This window comes from Streptomyces sp. NPDC006739, from assembly GCF_042869815.1.
Classification (GTDB): domain Bacteria; phylum Actinomycetota; class Actinomycetes; order Streptomycetales; family Streptomycetaceae; genus Streptomyces.
In genome coordinates this window covers 155,009-171,207 of the sequence record NZ_JBIAGM010000003.1, presented here as the reverse complement: position 1 = coordinate 171,207, position 16,199 = coordinate 155,009, and the positions used below count along the sequence as shown (strand labels likewise).

17 protein-coding genes and 1 pseudogene are annotated in these 16,199 nt (G+C 72.7%); 15 read left to right on the top strand and 3 right to left on the bottom strand.

Annotated elements, in window-relative coordinates; all coding sequences use genetic code 11:
- Positions 1 to 612, top strand: a complete 612-nt coding sequence (locus tag ACFYMM_RS07380; RefSeq protein WP_388384796.1) for a helix-turn-helix domain-containing protein — start codon at positions 1 to 3, stop codon at positions 610 to 612.
- Entirely contained in the window at positions 609 to 734 is a 126-nt protein-coding gene (locus ACFYMM_RS07375; protein ID WP_388384794.1) for a DUF6126 family protein, read from the top strand. Before ACFYMM_RS07380 ends, ACFYMM_RS07375 begins: the two co-directional genes overlap by 4 nt.
- Before the next feature lie 7 nt (positions 735 to 741).
- Here the strand turns inward: ACFYMM_RS07375 and ACFYMM_RS07370 are convergent, their stop codons facing one another.
- Positions 742 to 1,539, bottom strand: coding sequence for a tyrosine-protein phosphatase (locus ACFYMM_RS07370; protein ID WP_388384793.1), 798 nt, complete (start codon positions 1,537 to 1,539; stop codon positions 742 to 744).
- Between the two features lie 172 nt (positions 1,540 to 1,711).
- Between ACFYMM_RS07370 and ACFYMM_RS07365 the strand changes: the two genes are divergently transcribed.
- Positions 1,712 to 3,784: an alpha-galactosidase gene (locus tag ACFYMM_RS07365; protein ID WP_388385289.1), complete on the top strand. Its 2,073-nt coding sequence runs from the start codon at positions 1,712 to 1,714 to the stop codon at positions 3,782 to 3,784.
- Positions 3,785 to 3,970: 186 nt separating this feature from the next.
- Positions 3,971 to 4,756, top strand: a complete 786-nt coding sequence (locus tag ACFYMM_RS07360; RefSeq protein WP_388385288.1) for an SGNH/GDSL hydrolase family protein — start codon at positions 3,971 to 3,973, stop codon at positions 4,754 to 4,756.
- A gap of 66 nt (positions 4,757 to 4,822) precedes the next feature.
- On the opposite strand, the gene ACFYMM_RS07355 is transcribed toward ACFYMM_RS07360, so the two are convergent.
- A complete protein-coding gene (locus ACFYMM_RS07355; RefSeq protein WP_388384791.1) occupies positions 4,823 to 5,428 on the bottom strand; it encodes a TetR/AcrR family transcriptional regulator in 606 nt (201 codons plus the stop codon).
- Positions 5,429 to 5,475: 47 nt separating this feature from the next.
- Positions 5,476 to 6,645: a Glu/Leu/Phe/Val dehydrogenase dimerization domain-containing protein gene (locus ACFYMM_RS07350; RefSeq protein WP_388385287.1), complete on the bottom strand. Its 1,170-nt coding sequence runs from the start codon at positions 6,643 to 6,645 to the stop codon at positions 5,476 to 5,478.
- A gap of 145 nt (positions 6,646 to 6,790) precedes the next feature.
- Here ACFYMM_RS07350 and ACFYMM_RS07345 point away from each other — a divergent pair, with 145 nt between their 5' ends.
- From ACFYMM_RS07345 to ACFYMM_RS07295, 11 genes and pseudogenes are all read left to right on the top strand, one after another.
- A complete protein-coding gene (locus ACFYMM_RS07345) occupies positions 6,791 to 7,978 on the top strand; it encodes an MBL fold metallo-hydrolase (protein WP_388384789.1) in 1,188 nt (395 codons plus the stop codon).
- Positions 7,979 to 8,030: 52 nt separating this feature from the next.
- Positions 8,031 to 8,165: pseudogene (locus tag ACFYMM_RS07340) on the top strand (zinc ribbon domain-containing protein); the annotation flags it as partial.
- A 166-nt stretch (positions 8,166 to 8,331) separates the two neighbouring features.
- Positions 8,332 to 8,739, top strand: a complete 408-nt coding sequence (locus ACFYMM_RS07335; protein WP_388384787.1) for a hypothetical protein — start codon at positions 8,332 to 8,334, stop codon at positions 8,737 to 8,739.
- A 201-nt stretch (positions 8,740 to 8,940) separates the two neighbouring features.
- A complete protein-coding gene (locus ACFYMM_RS07330; protein ID WP_388384785.1) occupies positions 8,941 to 10,725 on the top strand; it encodes a sensor histidine kinase in 1,785 nt (594 codons plus the stop codon).
- Between the two features lie 71 nt (positions 10,726 to 10,796).
- Entirely contained in the window at positions 10,797 to 11,231 is a 435-nt protein-coding gene (locus tag ACFYMM_RS07325; protein ID WP_388384784.1) for a roadblock/LC7 domain-containing protein, read from the top strand.
- Positions 11,232 to 11,233: 2 nt separating this feature from the next.
- On the top strand, positions 11,234 to 11,605 hold the full coding sequence (locus tag ACFYMM_RS07320) for a DUF742 domain-containing protein (protein ID WP_388384782.1): 372 nt from the start codon (positions 11,234 to 11,236) through the stop codon (positions 11,603 to 11,605).
- Positions 11,583 to 12,182 carry an ATP/GTP-binding protein gene (locus tag ACFYMM_RS07315; RefSeq protein WP_388384780.1) on the top strand — a complete coding sequence of 200 codons (600 nt, stop codon included), beginning with the start codon at positions 11,583 to 11,585 and terminating at the stop codon, positions 12,180 to 12,182. Before ACFYMM_RS07320 ends, ACFYMM_RS07315 begins: the two co-directional genes overlap by 23 nt.
- Positions 12,183 to 12,251: 69 nt before the next feature.
- Positions 12,252 to 12,830, top strand: a complete 579-nt coding sequence (locus ACFYMM_RS07310; RefSeq protein WP_388384778.1) for a GAF domain-containing protein — start codon at positions 12,252 to 12,254, stop codon at positions 12,828 to 12,830.
- Positions 12,831 to 13,003: 173 nt separating this feature from the next.
- Positions 13,004 to 14,032 (top strand): L-threonine 3-dehydrogenase, encoded by a 1,029-nt coding sequence (tdh, locus tag ACFYMM_RS07305; RefSeq protein WP_388384777.1) that lies wholly within the window; start codon positions 13,004 to 13,006, stop codon positions 14,030 to 14,032.
- Positions 14,033 to 14,051: 19 nt separating this feature from the next.
- On the top strand, positions 14,052 to 15,245 hold the full coding sequence (locus ACFYMM_RS07300) for a glycine C-acetyltransferase (RefSeq protein ID WP_388385286.1): 1,194 nt from the start codon (positions 14,052 to 14,054) through the stop codon (positions 15,243 to 15,245).
- 48 nt (positions 15,246 to 15,293) lie between these two features.
- On the top strand, positions 15,294 to 16,193 hold the full coding sequence (locus tag ACFYMM_RS07295; protein ID WP_388384775.1) for a LysR family transcriptional regulator: 900 nt from the start codon (positions 15,294 to 15,296) through the stop codon (positions 16,191 to 16,193).
- The last annotated feature ends 6 nt before the right edge of the window (positions 16,194 to 16,199 follow it).

Sequence of the window (16,199 nt, the reverse complement as noted above, 5' to 3'; positions counted from 1 at the left end):
ATGAACGCTCCCGAGCCGGGGCCCGGTGACGAACTGCCCGCCGTCGCCCCGCAGCTGCGCGCGCTGCGCCGCCGTACCGGCCTCACCCTGGAGGCCGCGGCGCGGGCCGCCGGACTGTCCCCCGCCCATCTCTCCCGACTGGAGACCGGGCTGCGCCAGCCCTCGCTGCCGATGCTGCTCGCGCTCGCCCGTATCTACGGTACGACGGTCGCCGAACTGCTCGGCGAGAGGGTCGCCGACCGGGACGCCATCGTGCGCGCCGCCGACATGGAGCCGACCCGGGCGGGCGGCTGGACCTACTGGCAGGCCGGGGCGCCCGCGCGGGGCATGCAGGCGCTGCGGGTCCGGGTGCCGTACGGCTCGCAGGGCGACATCGTGCGCGTGCACCCCGGCGAGGAGTGGCTCCACGTCCTCGGGGGCCGGCTCAGGCTGCGCCTGGGGGACACCGCGCACCTGCTCGGTCCCGGGGACAGCGCGCACTTCGACTCGCTGACCCCGCACCGGCTGGCCGCCGAGGACCACGACGGCGTCGAGCTCCTGTTCGTCCACACCCTGCTGCAGAGCCCCACGGCCGCACTGTGCCTGGGCCCCCTGACCGGAGAGCTGCCATGAGTGACAACGTGGAAGAAAAGTTCCCGCGCGCCCTGTGGGTGCGACTGGTCGTCTACGGCGCCGTCGGCCACGTCCTGGCCGCCTTCCTCTACCTGCTGTTCGCGGTGGGCGGCAAGCAGTGAGGCCCGCTCAGTCGAGAAGGCGTGCCCGCAGCCGCTCCCGGCTCTCCGGGGAGAGTCCGAGGCCCCGCTCCAGGTAGGCGTCGACCCCGCCCCACCGCTCCTCGACGGTTTCGAGCGCCGCCGTCAGATACTCGGCGCGCGCGTCGAAGAGGGGGCTGAGCAGCTCCATCACCTCGGGCGTGTAGGCGGACTCCGCGCTGCCGTTGCGACGCACCTTGTAGCGCCGGTGGGTGGCGTTGGACTCCAGGTAGTCGGCCAGGATCGCGTCCCGCTCGACGCCCAGCGCGAGCAGCGTGACGGCGATGGACAGACCCGCGCGGTCCTTGCCCGCCGCGCAGTGCATCAGCGCGGGCACGCTGTCCTCGGCCAGTGCGTGCAGCACCCGGGAGTGCTCCGCGGTGCGCTCGGTGACGATGGTGCGGTAGGAGGTGACCATCCGGGCCGCCGCCCTGCCGTCCGAGAGGATCCCGCGCAGTTGTTCGAGGTTGCCGTCGCGGACCATCTTCCAGAACTCGGCGCCGTCCGCCGGGTCGCTCAGCGGCAGGTTCACGTTCCGCACGCCGGGCAGCTCGACGTCCGGCCCCTCCAGCTTCTGGTCGGCCGCGTTACGGAAGTCGAAGATCGTGTGCAGGCCCAGCGAGCCGAGGAACGCCGCGTCCTGATCGGTCGCGTGCGCGAGATGGCCGCTGCGGAACAGCACTCCGTACCGCACCCGGCGGCCGTCCACCGTCGGCAGTCCGCCGACGTCCCGGAAGTTGCGCACTCCGGACAGCTCCGGCTCGGTCGACGGGACCTGCTGCGTCACGGGGGCTCCTCCCGGTCGGTCCCGGCGGCGCGGCTCGTCGACGGGGCACTCGGTCGACGATACGACATTGGTTTGATCGGGCAATGAGTTGTCCACAGGCGTTGCCTCACACCCCCGCCGACCTCGATGATGTCGACACTTGAGTGAGTCTGTTGGCACCTGTGAGGTCTTTGTGGTGGACATTGCCGAAAACGGTCGTACGTGGCTCCTGTCGGGCCCGACCAGCAGCTATGCCCTGCATCTCACCGAGGCGGACGAACTCCTCCACCTCCATTGGGGGCCGCGTCTCGCCCTGGCCGACGCCGAGGCCCTCGCGGTGAGCCCGCTGCCCGGCTACTGGCCCTTCGAGTCCCCGCTCGACGGCCGTGAGGAGTACCCCGTCGAGGGCGGCCCCCGATTCGTCCGCCCCGCCCTCTCCGTGCGCACCGAGGAGCGGCGCGGCACCGAGTGGCGCTTCGTGTCGTCCGACACGGAGGACGGCGAGCTGCGGCTGCGTTTCGAGGACGACGGCCTGGCCGTCACCCTGCACTACCGGATGCGCGGCGACGTGGTGGAGCGCTGGGTGACCCTGGACAACGAGGGGCACGCGCGCGTGGAGCTGCTGCGCGCGGACGCCGCCACCTGGACGCTGCCCGACCGCGAGGGCTGGCGGCTGTCCCAGCTGCACGGCCGCTGGGCCGCCGAGTCCCAGCTGCTGCGCACCCCGCTCGGCCACGGCGACCAGGTGATCGGCAGCCGCCGCGGCCACACCGGCCACCAGCACCTGCCCTGGGTCGCGCTGGACACCGACGCCACCGAGGAGCACGGCGAGGTCTACGGCTGCGCCCTCGGCTGGTCCGGCTCCTGGCGGATCGCCGTCGCCCAGCTCCCGGACGCGCGGGTGCAGATCACCGGCGGCGCCGGCTACGACGACTCGGGCCTGCTGCTCCTCCAGCCGGGGGAGTCGTACACCAGCCCCGTCTTCGCGGGCCTGTGGAGCGACGGCGGCTTCGGCGGCGCGAGCCGCGCCTGGCACGCCTACCAGCGCGCCCACGTCATCCCGGACGCGGACCGGGACCGGCCGGTGCTCTTCAACTCCTGGGAAGCCACCAACTTCGACATCTCCGAGGAACAGCAGGCCACCCTCGCCCGGCGGGCGGCCGCCATCGGCGTCGAGCTGTTCGTCGTCGACGACGGCTGGTTCGGCACCCGCACCAGCGACCGCGCCGGACTCGGCGACTGGACGCCCAACCCCGACCGCTTCCCGAAGGGCCTCAAGCCCCTGGCCGACTACGTGCACGCCCTCGGCATGCAGTTCGGCATCTGGGTGGAGCCCGAAATGGTCAACCCGGACAGCGAGCTGTACCGCGCCCACCCCGACTGGGTCCAGTTCCAGCCGGGACGCAGGCGGACGGAGTTCCGCAACCAGCTCGTCCTCAACCTCGCCCGCGAGGACGTCCAGGAATACCTCTGGCAGCAGCTCGACGGGCTCCTGACCAACGCCCCGGTCGACTACGTGAAGTGGGACTTCAACCGCTGCTTCACCGACGCCGGCTGGCCCGGGGAGCCGTACCCGCAGCGCCTGTGGGTCGACCACGTCCGCGCCCTGTACGCCCTGCTCGACCGGCTGCGCGCGGCCCATCCCGGCGTGGCCTTCGAGTCCTGCTCGGGCGGCGGCGGCCGGATCGACCTCGGGGTCATGAGCCGTACGGACCAGGTGTGGACCTCCGACAACACCGATCCGCTCGACCGGCTCGCCATCCAGCACGGCTTCAGCCAGATCCATCCCGCGCGGGTGATGGCCGCCTGGGTCACCGACAGCCCGAACACCCAGCTCAACGGCCGCGTCAGCAGCCTGCGCTTCCGCTTCGTCAGCGCCATGGCGGGGGTCCTCGGGGTCGGCGGCGACCTCGCGGAGTGGAGCGAGGAGGAACTGGCCGAGGCCCGGGAGTGGGTGGAGCTGTACAAGGAGATCCGCCCGGTCGTGCAGCGCGGCGAGCTGTACCGGCTCAGGCCCCCGGAGGGCGGACTGAGCGCGGTCCAGTACGTGCTCGGGGACGAGTCGGTCGTTGTCGCCTGCCTCCAGGCGCAGCGCCACGGCGAACCGGTGCCGGCGGTGCGGCTGCGCGGGCTCGACCCGGCGGCGACGTACGAATGCCGCGAAACGGGCGAAGTTCACCGGGGTGCCGTCCTGTTGCACCACGGTCTGCGCACGGGGCTGCGCGGCGACCTGGACGCGACGGTCCTCCGGCTGCGCCGCGTCTGAGCCGGGAGCCCGGGAGCCCGGGAGCCCGGGGGGTCGGGAGGCCAGGAGACTATTCCTCCGTTGGCAAATTATTTAAGGGTGTCATATCTCACCGCTCGTCAACCCCGCCTTACGGTCGCGTAGGTCACATCCCAAGGTGAATCATGGTCCGACGTGGCAGACGATTCGAAGAATGACAACAGATCAGTGATCGGGTCGTACGTGGCGGTGGGGGACAGCTTCACCGAGGGCGTGGGAGACCCCGGCCCCGACGGGGCGTTCGTCGGCTGGGCCGACCGGTTCGCGGTACTGCTCGCGGACCGCCGGCCCGAGGGCGACTTCGTGTACACCAACCTCGCCGTGCGCGGGAAGCTGCTCGACCAGGTCGTGGCCGACCAGCTTCCCCGGGCCGTGGAACTGGCCCCGGACCTGGTCTCCTTCTGCGCGGGCGGCAATGACATCATCCGTCCCGGCACCGACCCGGACGAGGTGGCCGAGCGTTTCGAGCGGGCCGTGGCCCAGCTCACCGGCGTGGCCGGCACGGTCATGGTGACGACCGGATTCGACACCCGTGGCGTGCCCGTGCTCAAGCACCTGCGCGGCAAGATCGCCACCTACAACGGCCATGTGCGGGCCATCGCGGACCGGTACGGCTGTCCGGTGCTCGACCTGTGGTCCCTGAAGGCCATTCAGGACCGCCGGGCCTGGGACGGCGACCGGCTCCACCTCTCGCCCGAGGGCCACACGCGCGTGGCGCTGCGCGCCGGGCAGGTCCTCGGCCTGGAGGTACCGGCCGACCCGGAACAGCCCTGGCCGCGGCTCCCGCCGCGCGGCACCCTGGAGGTCCGCCGGGACGACGTCCACTGGGCCCGCGAGTTCCTCGTCCCCTGGATCGGCCGCCGTCTGCGCGGTGAGTCCTCCGGCGACCATGTGACCGCCAAGGGCACCCTGTCCCCGGACGACATCAAGATGCGGATCGCGTCGGTGGCCTGAGCGAGCCGGCCCGGCCCCGGGGGCGGTACGCGGTCCAGTGACGACCGCGTACCGCCCCCGCCGCCGCTACAACGCCTCCGGCCCCAGCCCCAGTTCGCGGGCCAGCGCCTCGTCGGCCCATCGCTGTGCCCGGGAGCGGGGCACCGCGCCCGCGTAGCAGGTGAGCTGCACGGCGAGCCCGTCGAGCAGTGCCGTCAGCCGCAGTGCCGCGGCCGCCGGGTCGGGGCAGTGGAACTCGCCCGCGGCCACGCCTTCCGCGATGACCTCGGTGATGGCCGCCTTCCACCGCCGGTCCAGGTCCCGGGCGGCGTCCCTGAGGGCGGGCTCGCGCAGCGCCACCGCCCAGCCCTCGATCCACAGCCGCCAGCCCTTGGCCTGCCCCGTCGGCGCGTACCAGCGCACGGCCGCCCGCAGCCGGCGCAGCGCGGACGTCCGCCGGTCCAGCAGTCCCCGCAGACGCGCCAGGTCGTCCTCGGCCGCGTAGCTGAACGCGGCGGCGACCAGCCTCTCCTTCGTCTCGAAGTGGTAGAGCACCAGCGCGTTGCTCACCCCGAGGACCGAGGCCACGTCGGCGATCCTGACCGCCGCCACGCCCCGCTCCTCGATCTGCCCGATGGCGGCCCGCAGCAGTTCCTCCCGCCGCTCCGCCACGCTCAACCGCACTCTCGCCACGCCGTCACCCTAATCCGTGGTCACGGGCGGTGCCGCCCGGGCCGGGGTCAGCCGGACCGATACCAGCCAAAGCGCTCGGCGATCACCGGCAGCCGGTCGCCGGCCAGGGCGTGCGCGGCCGCGCGCGGTGTCGTGGCGTCCGCCTCGGCGCGGTCCAGCATCAGGCCGACCAGGGCGCGCATCGAGCGCCGGGTGTACGCGAACGCCTCGTCCGCGTCCGCGCCGATGTCGCCGAACAGCGTCCACCACCACCAGGCGTTGGTCCCGGAGTTGACCACCACGTCCGGCAGCACGGTCACCCCGCGCGCCGCAAGCAGGGCCTCCGCGTCCGGGAGGACGGGCATGTTGGCGGCCTCGACGATCCAGCGGGCGGTGATCCGCTCCTGGACGCCGGCGTCGATCGCGTACGACACCGCCGCCGGCACCAGCACCTCCGCCTCGGCCGACAGCCACGCCTCATCTGGCAGTTCACGGTCGCCGGGCCGCAGCACCGAGCGGTCGACGGTGCCGTGGGCGTCCCGCGCGGCGAGCAACGCCTCCACGTCCAGCCCCGCCGGATGGGCGATGGTGCCCTTGACGTCGGCGACGGCCACCACGGCGAGCCCCGCGCGCGCCAGGAAACGCGCCGTGGCCCCGCCCATCGTGCCCAGCCCCTGCACCGCGACCCGCGTGCCCGCGTACGGCACCGAGGCGCGGTCCAGGGCCGCGAGCACCGACTCGGCCACCCCGCAGCCGCCCACCAGCGCGTCCAGTCCGATGCCGTCCACCTCGACCGCGAACGCGTCCGCCAGCCGCCGCCGGGCCGCCGCCTCGTCGTCCAGCAGCGGGAACACGGCCTGGACCGTGGAGACCAGCCCCGCCTCGCGGGCCGCCCGGTCCACCAGCTCCTGGCTGAGCCCGAGGTCCTCGCCGGTGGTCCAGCAGCTCTCGACGTACGGCCGCATGGCGCGCAGATAGCGCACGAGCAGCCCGTACGCCTCCGGGGCCCGCGGATCGCAGTCGATACCGCCCTTCGCGCCGCCCAGCGGGACGTAGCGGCTCTCGGGGTCGTAGTGCAGGGCTTCCTTCATCGTCATACCGCGGGCGAGCCCGGCCACCTCCGCCAGGGTGCAGCCGGGCCGCATCCGCAGACCGCCACTGGCCACGCCCCGCACCAGCCGGTCGACGACCAGGAACCCCTGGCGGCCGGTGACGTGGTCGGTCCAGACGAGCGACATCAGGGGGGCGGCACCGGGCGGGGTCACGGAGGTCTCCTCATTTACTGAACGATGGGTCAGTATCCGGAGGTGTGTCCCGCGCTGTCAACGCGTCATCCGGCGAGTGTGACAATGGAGGGCCTCAGCGAGTCCACCTGGAGGTACCGTGACCGGTTCGCGTTCCCTGAGCCACGGGCTCCGCGCCTTGCGGCCCGTGGCCTTCGGCGCCGACCCCAGCGGTGAGCGCCTGGCGCGCATCCGCAGATCCCCCCACTTCGGGGACGGTGTCTTCCAGAACCCGGGAGGCCCCGCCCGGACCCGGCCCTCCGGGTCGATGCTGGACTTCGCGAAGGTCTTCCTCGACAAGGACGAGCGGCCCCGGCGCGCTCCCCGGGGCACGGTCCCGGTGCACCCCACCACCGTCGCCGACCTCGCCAGGCCCGCCGCCACCGGACTGCGGCTGACCTGGATGGGCCACTCCAGCGTGCTCGCCGAGATCGACGGACACCGGGTGCTGTTCGACCCGGTCTGGGGCGAGCGCTGCTCCCCGTTCCCGTTCGCCGGCCCCAAGCGGCTGCACCCGGTGCCGCTGCCGCTGGCGGCGCTCGGCCCGGTCGACGTCGTCGTCATCTCGCACGACCACTACGACCACCTCGACCTGCCCACGATCAGGGAACTGGCCGGCACCGACACCCTGTTCGCCGTGCCGCTCGGCGTAGGCGCCCACCTCGAACACTGGGGCGTCTGCGCCGACCGGATCCGCGAGCTGGACTGGCACGAGTCGACCAAGGTCGGCGGGCTCACCCTGACCGCCACCCCGGCGCGGCACTTCTGCGGCCGGGGCCTGCGCAACACCCAGCACACCCTGTGGGCGTCCTGGGTCGTCGCCGGTGAGGAGCACCGGGTCTACCACAGCGGTGACACCGGCTACTTCGAGGGCTTCCAGGACATCGGCGCCGACCACGGCCCGTTCGACGCCACGATGATCCAGATCGGCGCCTACAGCGCGTTCTGGCCCGACATACACATGCGGCCCGACGAGGGTCTGCGCGCCCACCTCGACCTCCAGGGCGGACAGCCGCACGGGGTGCTGCTGCCGATCCACTGGGGCACCTTCAACCTGGCCACGCACGCCTGGGCCGAGCCGGGGGAGTGGACCAAGGACGCGGGGGACGAGGCGGGCCAGGCGGTCGCGCTCCCACGGCCCGGCGAGCCCTTCGAGCCCGCCGGGAAGCTCCCGGCACAGCCCTGGTGGCGGGGCGTCTGCGAGCCCGTGCCGCAGCTGTGGCGCGGTGTGGAGGCGATGGCGGCCCGGACCGCCCAGAAGGAACTGGGCCTCGCCGACGAACACTGACCCTCGAAGAGGGCAAACGCGACATTCAGCGCAATGACGCAGGTTCCTCCGCATCGGACGATTCGAGCCGGCCTCCCAGGTCTGCTCGCAGTGCGGCGTCAGGGACGGCCCCAAGCCCCTGCACATTCGCGTGTGGGAATGTGGGGCATGCGGGACCGTCCTCGACCGGGACATCAACGCGGCGGTCAACGTCGCCAAGGCCGCCGGACTGGCGGTGTCAGCCTGTGGAGCGAAGGCAAGACCGGTACTCGTACCGGCCCAGCGCGGTGAAGCAGGAACCCACCGAGACGGTCGGCCGACCGTGGTAGGAATCCCTGGGCTTTGGCCCGGGGAGCGGAAGTCAATCCGAGGACATGCTGTACGTCTGGGGCGACGACGACCAGTCCGACGACCCCGAACAGAACTTCCTCAACAGCCTCTTCGACGGCAAGCGCGGGATCCCGTCGGACCCGGCCCACGCCGAGTACATCCCGAAGTCCGACGCGGACGACTCCGTCGTGCCCGTCGAACGGTTCTGCGTGGGCCTGCAGGGCGTACGGGGCCGCGCCTGCACCCCGATGTCCGGGTTCCATCTCTACCCGACCTGCGGCACCAGCGACGACTACGCCTACTCCCGGCACTTCGCCGACGAGCGCCAGGGCAAGGTCCTCGCCTTCACCGTGGAGTGGGGCAAGAGCTTCCAGCCGCCATGGGCGGAGATGGCGGAGATCGTCCTGGACGTCGACGCCGGGCTCGTGCAGTTCTGCCGCACGGTGGCCTGAGCGGCGCCTCGGGCCAAGAGAATTACTGTCCGTCACATCGCTCCGCAGGAATTTGCGACAGGTTTATCGGTCTTTCGTACGACGCCTCATACCAGAGCGGGACCCTGTCGGGGGGACTTTGTCAACTGCCCACCGCACATGATGCGCAGGCGACTACGGTGAGTGTCCGGATGGCCCCGACGGATCAGTACGAGGACGCAGATGTCTCAGCTCCGAGCACCGGCCGCACGTCCCGACCGCCGAGAGGGCGGCCGGCACGGGCGACCGGTCGCCCGACCCGCTCCCGCGCTGCCCGAGACGCACATACGGCCTCAGCTCATGCGCCTGGCCGTGCTGCCGCCGGTCGCGGTCGCCCTCAGCGGCAGCGCGGCCGTCCTGTTCACCATCCGGTCCACCGGCGCCCGGCCCGGCCTGACCCTGTGCGCCGTGCTCGCCGGGGCCGTCTCGGTGACCATCGCGGGAATCCTCATCGCCGCCGTGGCCGCCGGCCGCGCCGCCCGCACGGTGAGCGACCGCGTCGGCGCCCTGCGCCGCGGCGCCGCCCGCGGCGAGGCCGACCTGCGCGCCCTCGTCGAGGCGCTGCGCCGCGGCCAGACCCCGCCCCCGCGCGGGCCGCGCGGCAGACCGGCCGAGGACGCCGACGACTTCGAGCTGCTCGCCGCCGACCTGGCCCGCGCGCACGACGGCGCCGTCACCGCCGTCGTGCAGGCCTCCCAGCTCTCCAGCCAGGCCGGCAGCGAACAGAAGCTGGAGGTCTTCGTCAACCTCGCACGCCGGCTTCAGTCCCTCGTGCACCGCGAGATCTCGATCCTCGACGAGCTGGAGAACGAGATCGAGGACCCGGACCTGCTCAAGGGCCTGTTCCACGTCGACCACCTGGCCACCCGCATCCGGCGGCACGCCGAGAACCTCGCGGTGCTCGGCGGCGCCGTCTCCCGGCGGCAGTGGAGCAACCCGGTGTCCATGACCGAGGTGCTGCGCTCGGCCATCGCCGAGGTCGAGCAGTACTCCCGGGTCAAGCTGGTGCCCCCCGTCGACGGCGAACTGCGCGGCCACGCCGTCGCCGACGTCATCCACCTGCTCGCCGAACTCGTCGAGAACGCCACCGTGTTCTCCGCCCCGCACACCCAGGTACTGCTGCGCGCCAACCTCGTCACCTCCGGGCTCGCCGTGGAGGTCGAGGACCGCGGACTCGGCATGCCCGTCGGCGAGCAGAACAAGATGAACGCCCTGCTCGCCGACCCCGACCAGGTCAACGTCGCCAGCCTGCTCGCCGACGGCCGCATCGGCCTCTTCGTGGTCTCCCAGCTGGCCCGGCGGCACGGCATCCACGTACGCCTGCAGACCAACATCTACGGCGGTGTCCAGGCCGTCCTCGTCGTCCCGCAGGCACTGCTCGGTACGGCGCCGGACGCGTCCGGCGCCGTACCGCAGCCGCACCTCCCGCCACCCCCGCCCGCACCCCCGGCGGACGCGCCACCCCCGCCCCGCGACCCGGACGCGGGCCCCACGCGCGGGCGGCACGCGCAGCCCGCGGCCGTACCGAACGGCGCCCCGCCGCCCCCACTGCCGGTGCGCGGCGCCCACGAGGCGCGGCCCACCCCCGCCGTGGCCCTCCCCGGCATCCGGCCCGACGACCGGCACATCGTCGAGGACAACGCGGGCAACCCGCCCGTCCCGCGCGTCGGCACGGTGCGCGGCACCATGGGCAAACCCCAACTGCCCCGCCGCCGCGCCCAGGAACACATCGCGCCCCAACTGCGGGGCGGCCCGGCCCCACGCCAGGACAGCGACACCCTCGTGGGCCACGACCCCGGTCTCATGGCGGCCTTCCAGCGCGGCATCGGCCTTGCCGAGGCACAACAGCACCTGGAGTCGGACGGGACGCTCCTCGACACGACCACCACCCCCATGACCCAGGCGCACGCCCACGCGCCCGCACCCGAGGTCACCGTTCGCCCCGACGGGAGCGCACCGGCCGGATGACCCCCCACTCCAGCTCCACCCCCACCCCCAGCGCTCCCGCAGACCTTCGTACCCCAAGGAGTCGATCCACCATGGCGAGCGATGCGCAGACCGCCCAGGTATCCGACCTCGACTGGCTGATGAGCGGCCTCGTGCAGCGCGTACCGCACACGTCCAGCGCGGTGCTGCTGTCCTGCGACGGACTGGTGAAGTCCGTCCACGGCCTCGACGCCGACAGCGCCGACCACATGGCGGCCCTCGCCTCCGGCCTGTACTCCCTCGGCCGCAGCGCCGGCGTGCGGTTCGGCGACGGCGGAGAGGTCCGGCAGGTCGTCGTCGAACTCGACTCGACCCTGCTGTTCGTCACCACCGCGGGCTCCGGCACCTGCCTCGCCGTACTGGCCGGCCGAGAGGCCGACGCGGCGGTCCTCGGCTACGAGATGGCCATGCTGGTCAAGAGCGTCCGTCCCTACCTGGTGACCGCGCCCCGCCAGCACGCCGTCGAACCCACGGCGATGAGGTCTTGAACGTGGCGACAGCCGGTGACGGGCCCTGGCTCGACGACGCGGCCGGACGGCTGGTGCGCCCGTTCACGGTCAGCAACGGCCGCACCCGGCCCAGCATCGCACTCGACCTGATGTCGCAGGTGATGGCCACCGGAGCCACCCCGCTCGGCTACCTCGGCCCCGAACACGCCCAGGCACTCGACCTGTGCCGGGCGCCCGTCTCGGTCGCCGAGGTCGCCGCACACCTCAAGCTGCCGGCGGTGGTCACCAAGGTGCTGCTCTCCGACCTCGTCGACTGCGGGGCGCTGACCACCAAGCCCCCCGTGTTCCACCACAACCCCACTGACCGGTCTCTGCTGGAGGCAGTGCTCGATGGACTACGACGACAGCTCTGACCCGTTCCCCACCGCGCTCAAGATCCTGGTGGCGGGCGGGTTCGGGGTCGGCAAGACCACCTTCGTGGGCGCGGTGAGCGAGATCGCCCCGCTCAGTACCGAGGAGCTGCTCACCACGGTCAGCGCCGCCACCGACAACCTCGACGGCATCGAGAACAAGGTCGAGACCACCGTCGCCATGGACTTCGGCCGCATCACCCTCGACCCGGAGCACGTCCTGTACCTGTTCGGGACGCCCGGGCAGGAGCGGTTCTGGTTCATGTGGGACGAGCTGTCCGAGGGCGCGCTCGGCGCGGTGATCCTCGCCGACACCCGGCGCCTGGAGGAATGCTTCGCCGCCGTCGACTTCTTCGAGGAGCGCGGCCTCGGCTTCATCGTCGCCGTCAACGAGTTCGACGGGTCCTACCGCTACGACCCCGAGGAGGTGCGCTCCGCCCTCGACCTCGACCCGGGGATCCCGGTCGTCCCCTGCGACGCCCGGATCTCCAGCTCCGGCGTGCAGACCCTGCTCACCCTCGTACGCCACCTCATCGCCCACACCCCGGCGCCCGCGCCGAGCCACGGCGCGCACAGGTGATCCCCGCACCCCGTCCGACCGTCTACGGAGCCCGTATATGAGGTACGCCCACAGCGACGGAGTCCGGCCATGACCTATGAGCCGCCCCGTCCCGCCAGGGGACTGCTGCTCACCCCCGAGGACAAGGAAGCGCCCGCCCGCGTCCGCCGGCTGGACCGCCTGGGCCTCGGCCAGTGGCCCGAGCCCGCGCTCGACGCCTTCGCCGTCCACCTGGCCGACCTCACCGGGTCGCCGTACGCCATGGTCAACTTCATCGGCGAGGACCACCAGTTCTTCGCGGGCCTGTCCATACCCGCGACCGGCCCGGTCGCCAAGCCCGACGGCACCCGGCCCCAGGTCGGCCGTCTGCTCCCGCGCGACCACGGCTTCTGTCCCCACGTGGTGGTCCGCCGCAAGGCACTGGTCCTGGAGGACGTCCGCGACTACCCCCGGTTCGCGGGCAACCCGGTGGTCGACGAGTACGGCATCCGCTCCTACCTGGGCGCCCCGCTCATCGACAGCTCCGGAATGGCCCTGGGCACGGTGTGCGTCGCCGACGTGGGGCCGAGGCCCTGGGGGAGGTCCGGCCTGGAGACCATCAAGGCGTCGGCGGCCGGACTGGTGGTCCAGCTGGAGGGACGGGAGACCGACGGGCTCACGCTGCTGTGACACCCGGCCGGCCGGGGCGGGTGTGAAGCGGAGCTGCGGCGCGGCTTAAGAAAACCTCGATGGACCGGAGGCGGTGCCGTACGGCAGATTGCTACGCGATTCCACCCCTCGCCCCGGAAACGGGCTCCTTCGGCATGCCCGCGACCGGGATCTCACGCACAGGAGCCGTCGCGTTGAAAGCGCTGGTCAAGGAGAAGGCGGAGCCCGGTCTGTGGCTCGCGGACGTCCCCGAACCCGCCGTCGGACCCGGCGACGTACTGATCAAGGTGCTGCGCACCGGCATCTGCGGCACCGACCTGCACATCCGGTCCTGGGACGGCTGGGCGCGGCAGGCGATCCGCACACCGCTGGTGATCGGGCACGAGTTCGCCGGCGAGGTGGTGGAGACCGGGCGGGACGTCACGGACATCGCGGTCGGCGACCGGGTCAGCGGCGAGGGCCACCTGGTCTGCGGCAAGTGCCGCAACTGCCTGGCCGGGCGCCGCCATCTGTGCCGGGCCACCGTCGGGCTCGGCGTCGGCCGGGACGGGGCGTTCGCCGAGTACGTGGTCCTGCCGGCCGCCAACGTGTGGGTGCACCGGGTGCCGGTGGACCTCGACGTCGCCGCGATCTTCGACCCGTTCGGCAACGCCGTGCACACCGCCCTGTCCTTCCCGCTGGTCGGCGAGGACGTCCTGATCACCGGTGCCGGGCCGATCGGCCTGATGGCCGCCGCCGTGGCCCGGCACGCCGGCGCCCGCAACGTCGTCATCACCGATGTCAGCGAGGAGCGTCTCGAGCTGGCGCGCAAGATCGGTGTGAGTCTGGCGCTGAACGTCGCCGGGACCCCGATCGCCGACGGGCAGCGGGCGCTGGGACTGCGTGAGGGCTTCGACATCGGCCTGGAGATGTCCGGCCGGCCCGAGGCCCTGCGGGACATGATCGCCAACATGACCCATGGCGGCCGTATCGCCATGCTCGGCCTGCCCGCCCAGGAGTTCCCGGTCGACTGGGCCCGGATCGTCACCTCGATGATCACCCTCAAGGGCATCTACGGCCGGGAGATGTTCGAGACCTGGTACGCGATGTCGGTGCTGCTGGAGGGCGGTCTCGACCTCGCCCCCGTGATCACCGGCCGGTACGGCTACCGCGACTTCGAGGCGGCGTTCGCCGACGCGGCGAGCGGCCGCGGCGGCAAGGTCATCCTCGACTGGACCCTCTGACGACCTCCAAGGACTGATGATGTTCGACTCCGTGCGCGACGACCTGCGCGCCACCCTCGACGAGATCCGGACCGCCGGACTGCACAAGCCCGAGCGCGTCATCGGCGGCCCGCAGTCCGCGACCGTCAACGTCACCGCGGGCGGCCGCCCCGGCGAGGTGCTCAACTTCTGCGCCAACAACTACCTGGGCCTGGCCGACCACCCCGAGGTCGTCGCCGCGGCCCACGAGGCGCTCGACCGCTGGGGCTACGGCATGGCGTCCGTGCGCTTCATCTGCGGCACGCAGGAGGTGCACAAGGAGCTGGAGGCGAGGCTGTCGGCCTTCCTCGGCCAGGAGGACACGATCCTCTACTCCTCCTGCTTCGACGCCAACGGCGGTGTCTTCGAGACCCTCCTCGGCGAGCGGGACGCGGTGATCTCCGACGCCCTCAACCACGCCTCGATCATCGACGGCATCCGGCTGTCCAAGGCCCGCCGCCTCCGCTACGCCAACCGCGACCTGGCCGACCTGGAACGCCAGTTGAAGGACGCGTCCGACGCACGGCGCAGGCTGATCGTCACCGACGGCGTCTTCTCCATGGACGGCTACCTCGCCCCGCTCCGCGAGATCTGCGACCTGGCCGACCGCTACGACGCGATGGTCATGGTCGACGACTCGCACGCCGTCGGCTTCGTCGGCCCCACCGGCCGCGGCACCCCCGAACTGCACGGCGTGCGGGACCGCGTCGACATCGTCACCGGCACCCTCGGCAAGGCGCTCGGCGGTGCCTCCGGCGGCTACGTCGCCGCCCGCGCCGAGATCGTCGCCCTGCTCCGCCAGCGCTCGCGGCCGTACCTGTTCTCCAACACGCTCGCCCCGGTCATCGCCGCGGCCTCCCTGAAGGTCCTCGACCTGCTGGAGTCGGCGGACGGCCTGCGCGTCCGGCTCACCGAGAACACCGCCCTGTTCCGCCGCCGTATGACCGAGGAGGGCTTCGACGTCCTCCCCGGCGACCACGCCATCGCGCCGGTGATGATCGGTGACGCGGCCCGGGCGGCCCGCATGGCGGAGCTGCTGCTGGAGCGCGGCGTGTACGTGATCGGCTTCTCCTACCCGGTGGTCCCGCAGGGCCAGGCCCGCATCCGCGTCCAGCTGTCCGCCGCGCACTCGGCCGCGGACGTGAACCGCGCGGTGGACGCCTTCGTCGCGGCCCGCGCGGAGCTGGAGGGCTGAGCGGAGCCTGCGGGCCGGGCGGTCCGGACATGTTGCGATAATCGAGCCATGATCGAGGCGCGGCGGCTGCACATCCTCCGTGCGGTGGCCGACCACCGCACGGTGACCGCCGCTGCCGCCGCGCTCTACCTCACCCCCTCGGCCGTCTCCCAGCAGCTCGCGGCCCTGGAGCAGGAGACCGGCCACCGCCTGGTGGAGCGCGGCGCGAAGGGCGTACGGCTGACCCAGGCCGGGGAGATCCTGCTCGCCCACACCCATGTGGTCCTCGCGCAGCTGGAGCGGGCCGAGGCCGAGCTGGCCGCGTACGGCTCGGGCGAGGCCGGCACGGTCACCGTGGCCGCCTTCGCCACCGGCATCGCCCAGGTGGTGGCGCCCGCCGTGGCCCGGCTCGCCCGTGCCGCGCCCGGCATCCGGCTGCGCGTCCTGGACGCCGAGGGCGACGCCAGCCTGCCGATGGTCCTGGACCGCCAGGTGGATGTCGCCGTCGCCGTCGAGTACCGGGGTGCGCCGCCCGCCGACGACCCCCGGCTCACCCATGTCCCGCTGTACGCCGAGCCGTTCGACGCGGTCGTCCCGGTCCGGCACCGTCTCGCGGACGCCGCCGAGGTCCCCCTCGCCGAGCTGGCCAAGGACCCGTGGATCGGCCCCTATCCGGGCAACCCCTGCCACGAGGTGGTCGTCCTGGCCTGCGAGGGCGCCGGGTTCCAGCCCCGTCTCGAGCACTCCTCCGACGACTTCCGCGCCGTCGTCGCGCTGGCCTCGGCCGACGCGGGCGTGGCCCTGGTACCGCGCTCGGCGCTGCGCGGCATGGACCTGGCCGGCGTGGTCGTCCGCCCGGTCGACGGCGTGGCCCCCACCCGCCGGGTCTTCGCGGCCGTACGGCGCGGAGCGGAGGGCCACCCGCTGATCCGCCCGGTGCTGGTGGCGCTGGGGGAGGCGGCCCCGTAGGCGTGC

Bases quoted from the DNA above. Each gene is read 5' to 3' on its own strand.
- ACFYMM_RS07310 (WP_388384778.1), top strand. From the start codon at position 12,252: ATGACCTATGAGCCGCCCCGTCCCGCCAGGGGACTGCTGCTCACCCCC.
- ACFYMM_RS07330 (WP_388384785.1), top strand. From the start codon at position 8,941: ATGTCTCAGCTCCGAGCACCGGCCGCACGTCCCGACCGCCGAGAGGGC.
- ACFYMM_RS07335 (WP_388384787.1), top strand. From the start codon at position 8,332: ATGCTGTACGTCTGGGGCGACGACGACCAGTCCGACGACCCCGAACAG.
- ACFYMM_RS07295 (WP_388384775.1), top strand. From the start codon at position 15,294: ATGATCGAGGCGCGGCGGCTGCACATCCTCCGTGCGGTGGCCGACCAC.
- ACFYMM_RS07315 (WP_388384780.1), top strand. From the start codon at position 11,583: ATGGACTACGACGACAGCTCTGACCCGTTCCCCACCGCGCTCAAGATC.
- ACFYMM_RS07380 (WP_388384796.1), top strand. From the start codon at position 1: ATGAACGCTCCCGAGCCGGGGCCCGGTGACGAACTGCCCGCCGTCGCC.
- ACFYMM_RS07350 (WP_388385287.1), bottom strand. From the start codon at position 6,645: ATGTCGCTCGTCTGGACCGACCACGTCACCGGCCGCCAGGGGTTCCTG.
- ACFYMM_RS07325 (WP_388384784.1), top strand. From the start codon at position 10,797: ATGGCGAGCGATGCGCAGACCGCCCAGGTATCCGACCTCGACTGGCTG.
- ACFYMM_RS07375 (WP_388384794.1), top strand. From the start codon at position 609: ATGAGTGACAACGTGGAAGAAAAGTTCCCGCGCGCCCTGTGGGTGCGA.
- ACFYMM_RS07300 (WP_388385286.1), top strand. From the start codon at position 14,052: ATGTTCGACTCCGTGCGCGACGACCTGCGCGCCACCCTCGACGAGATC.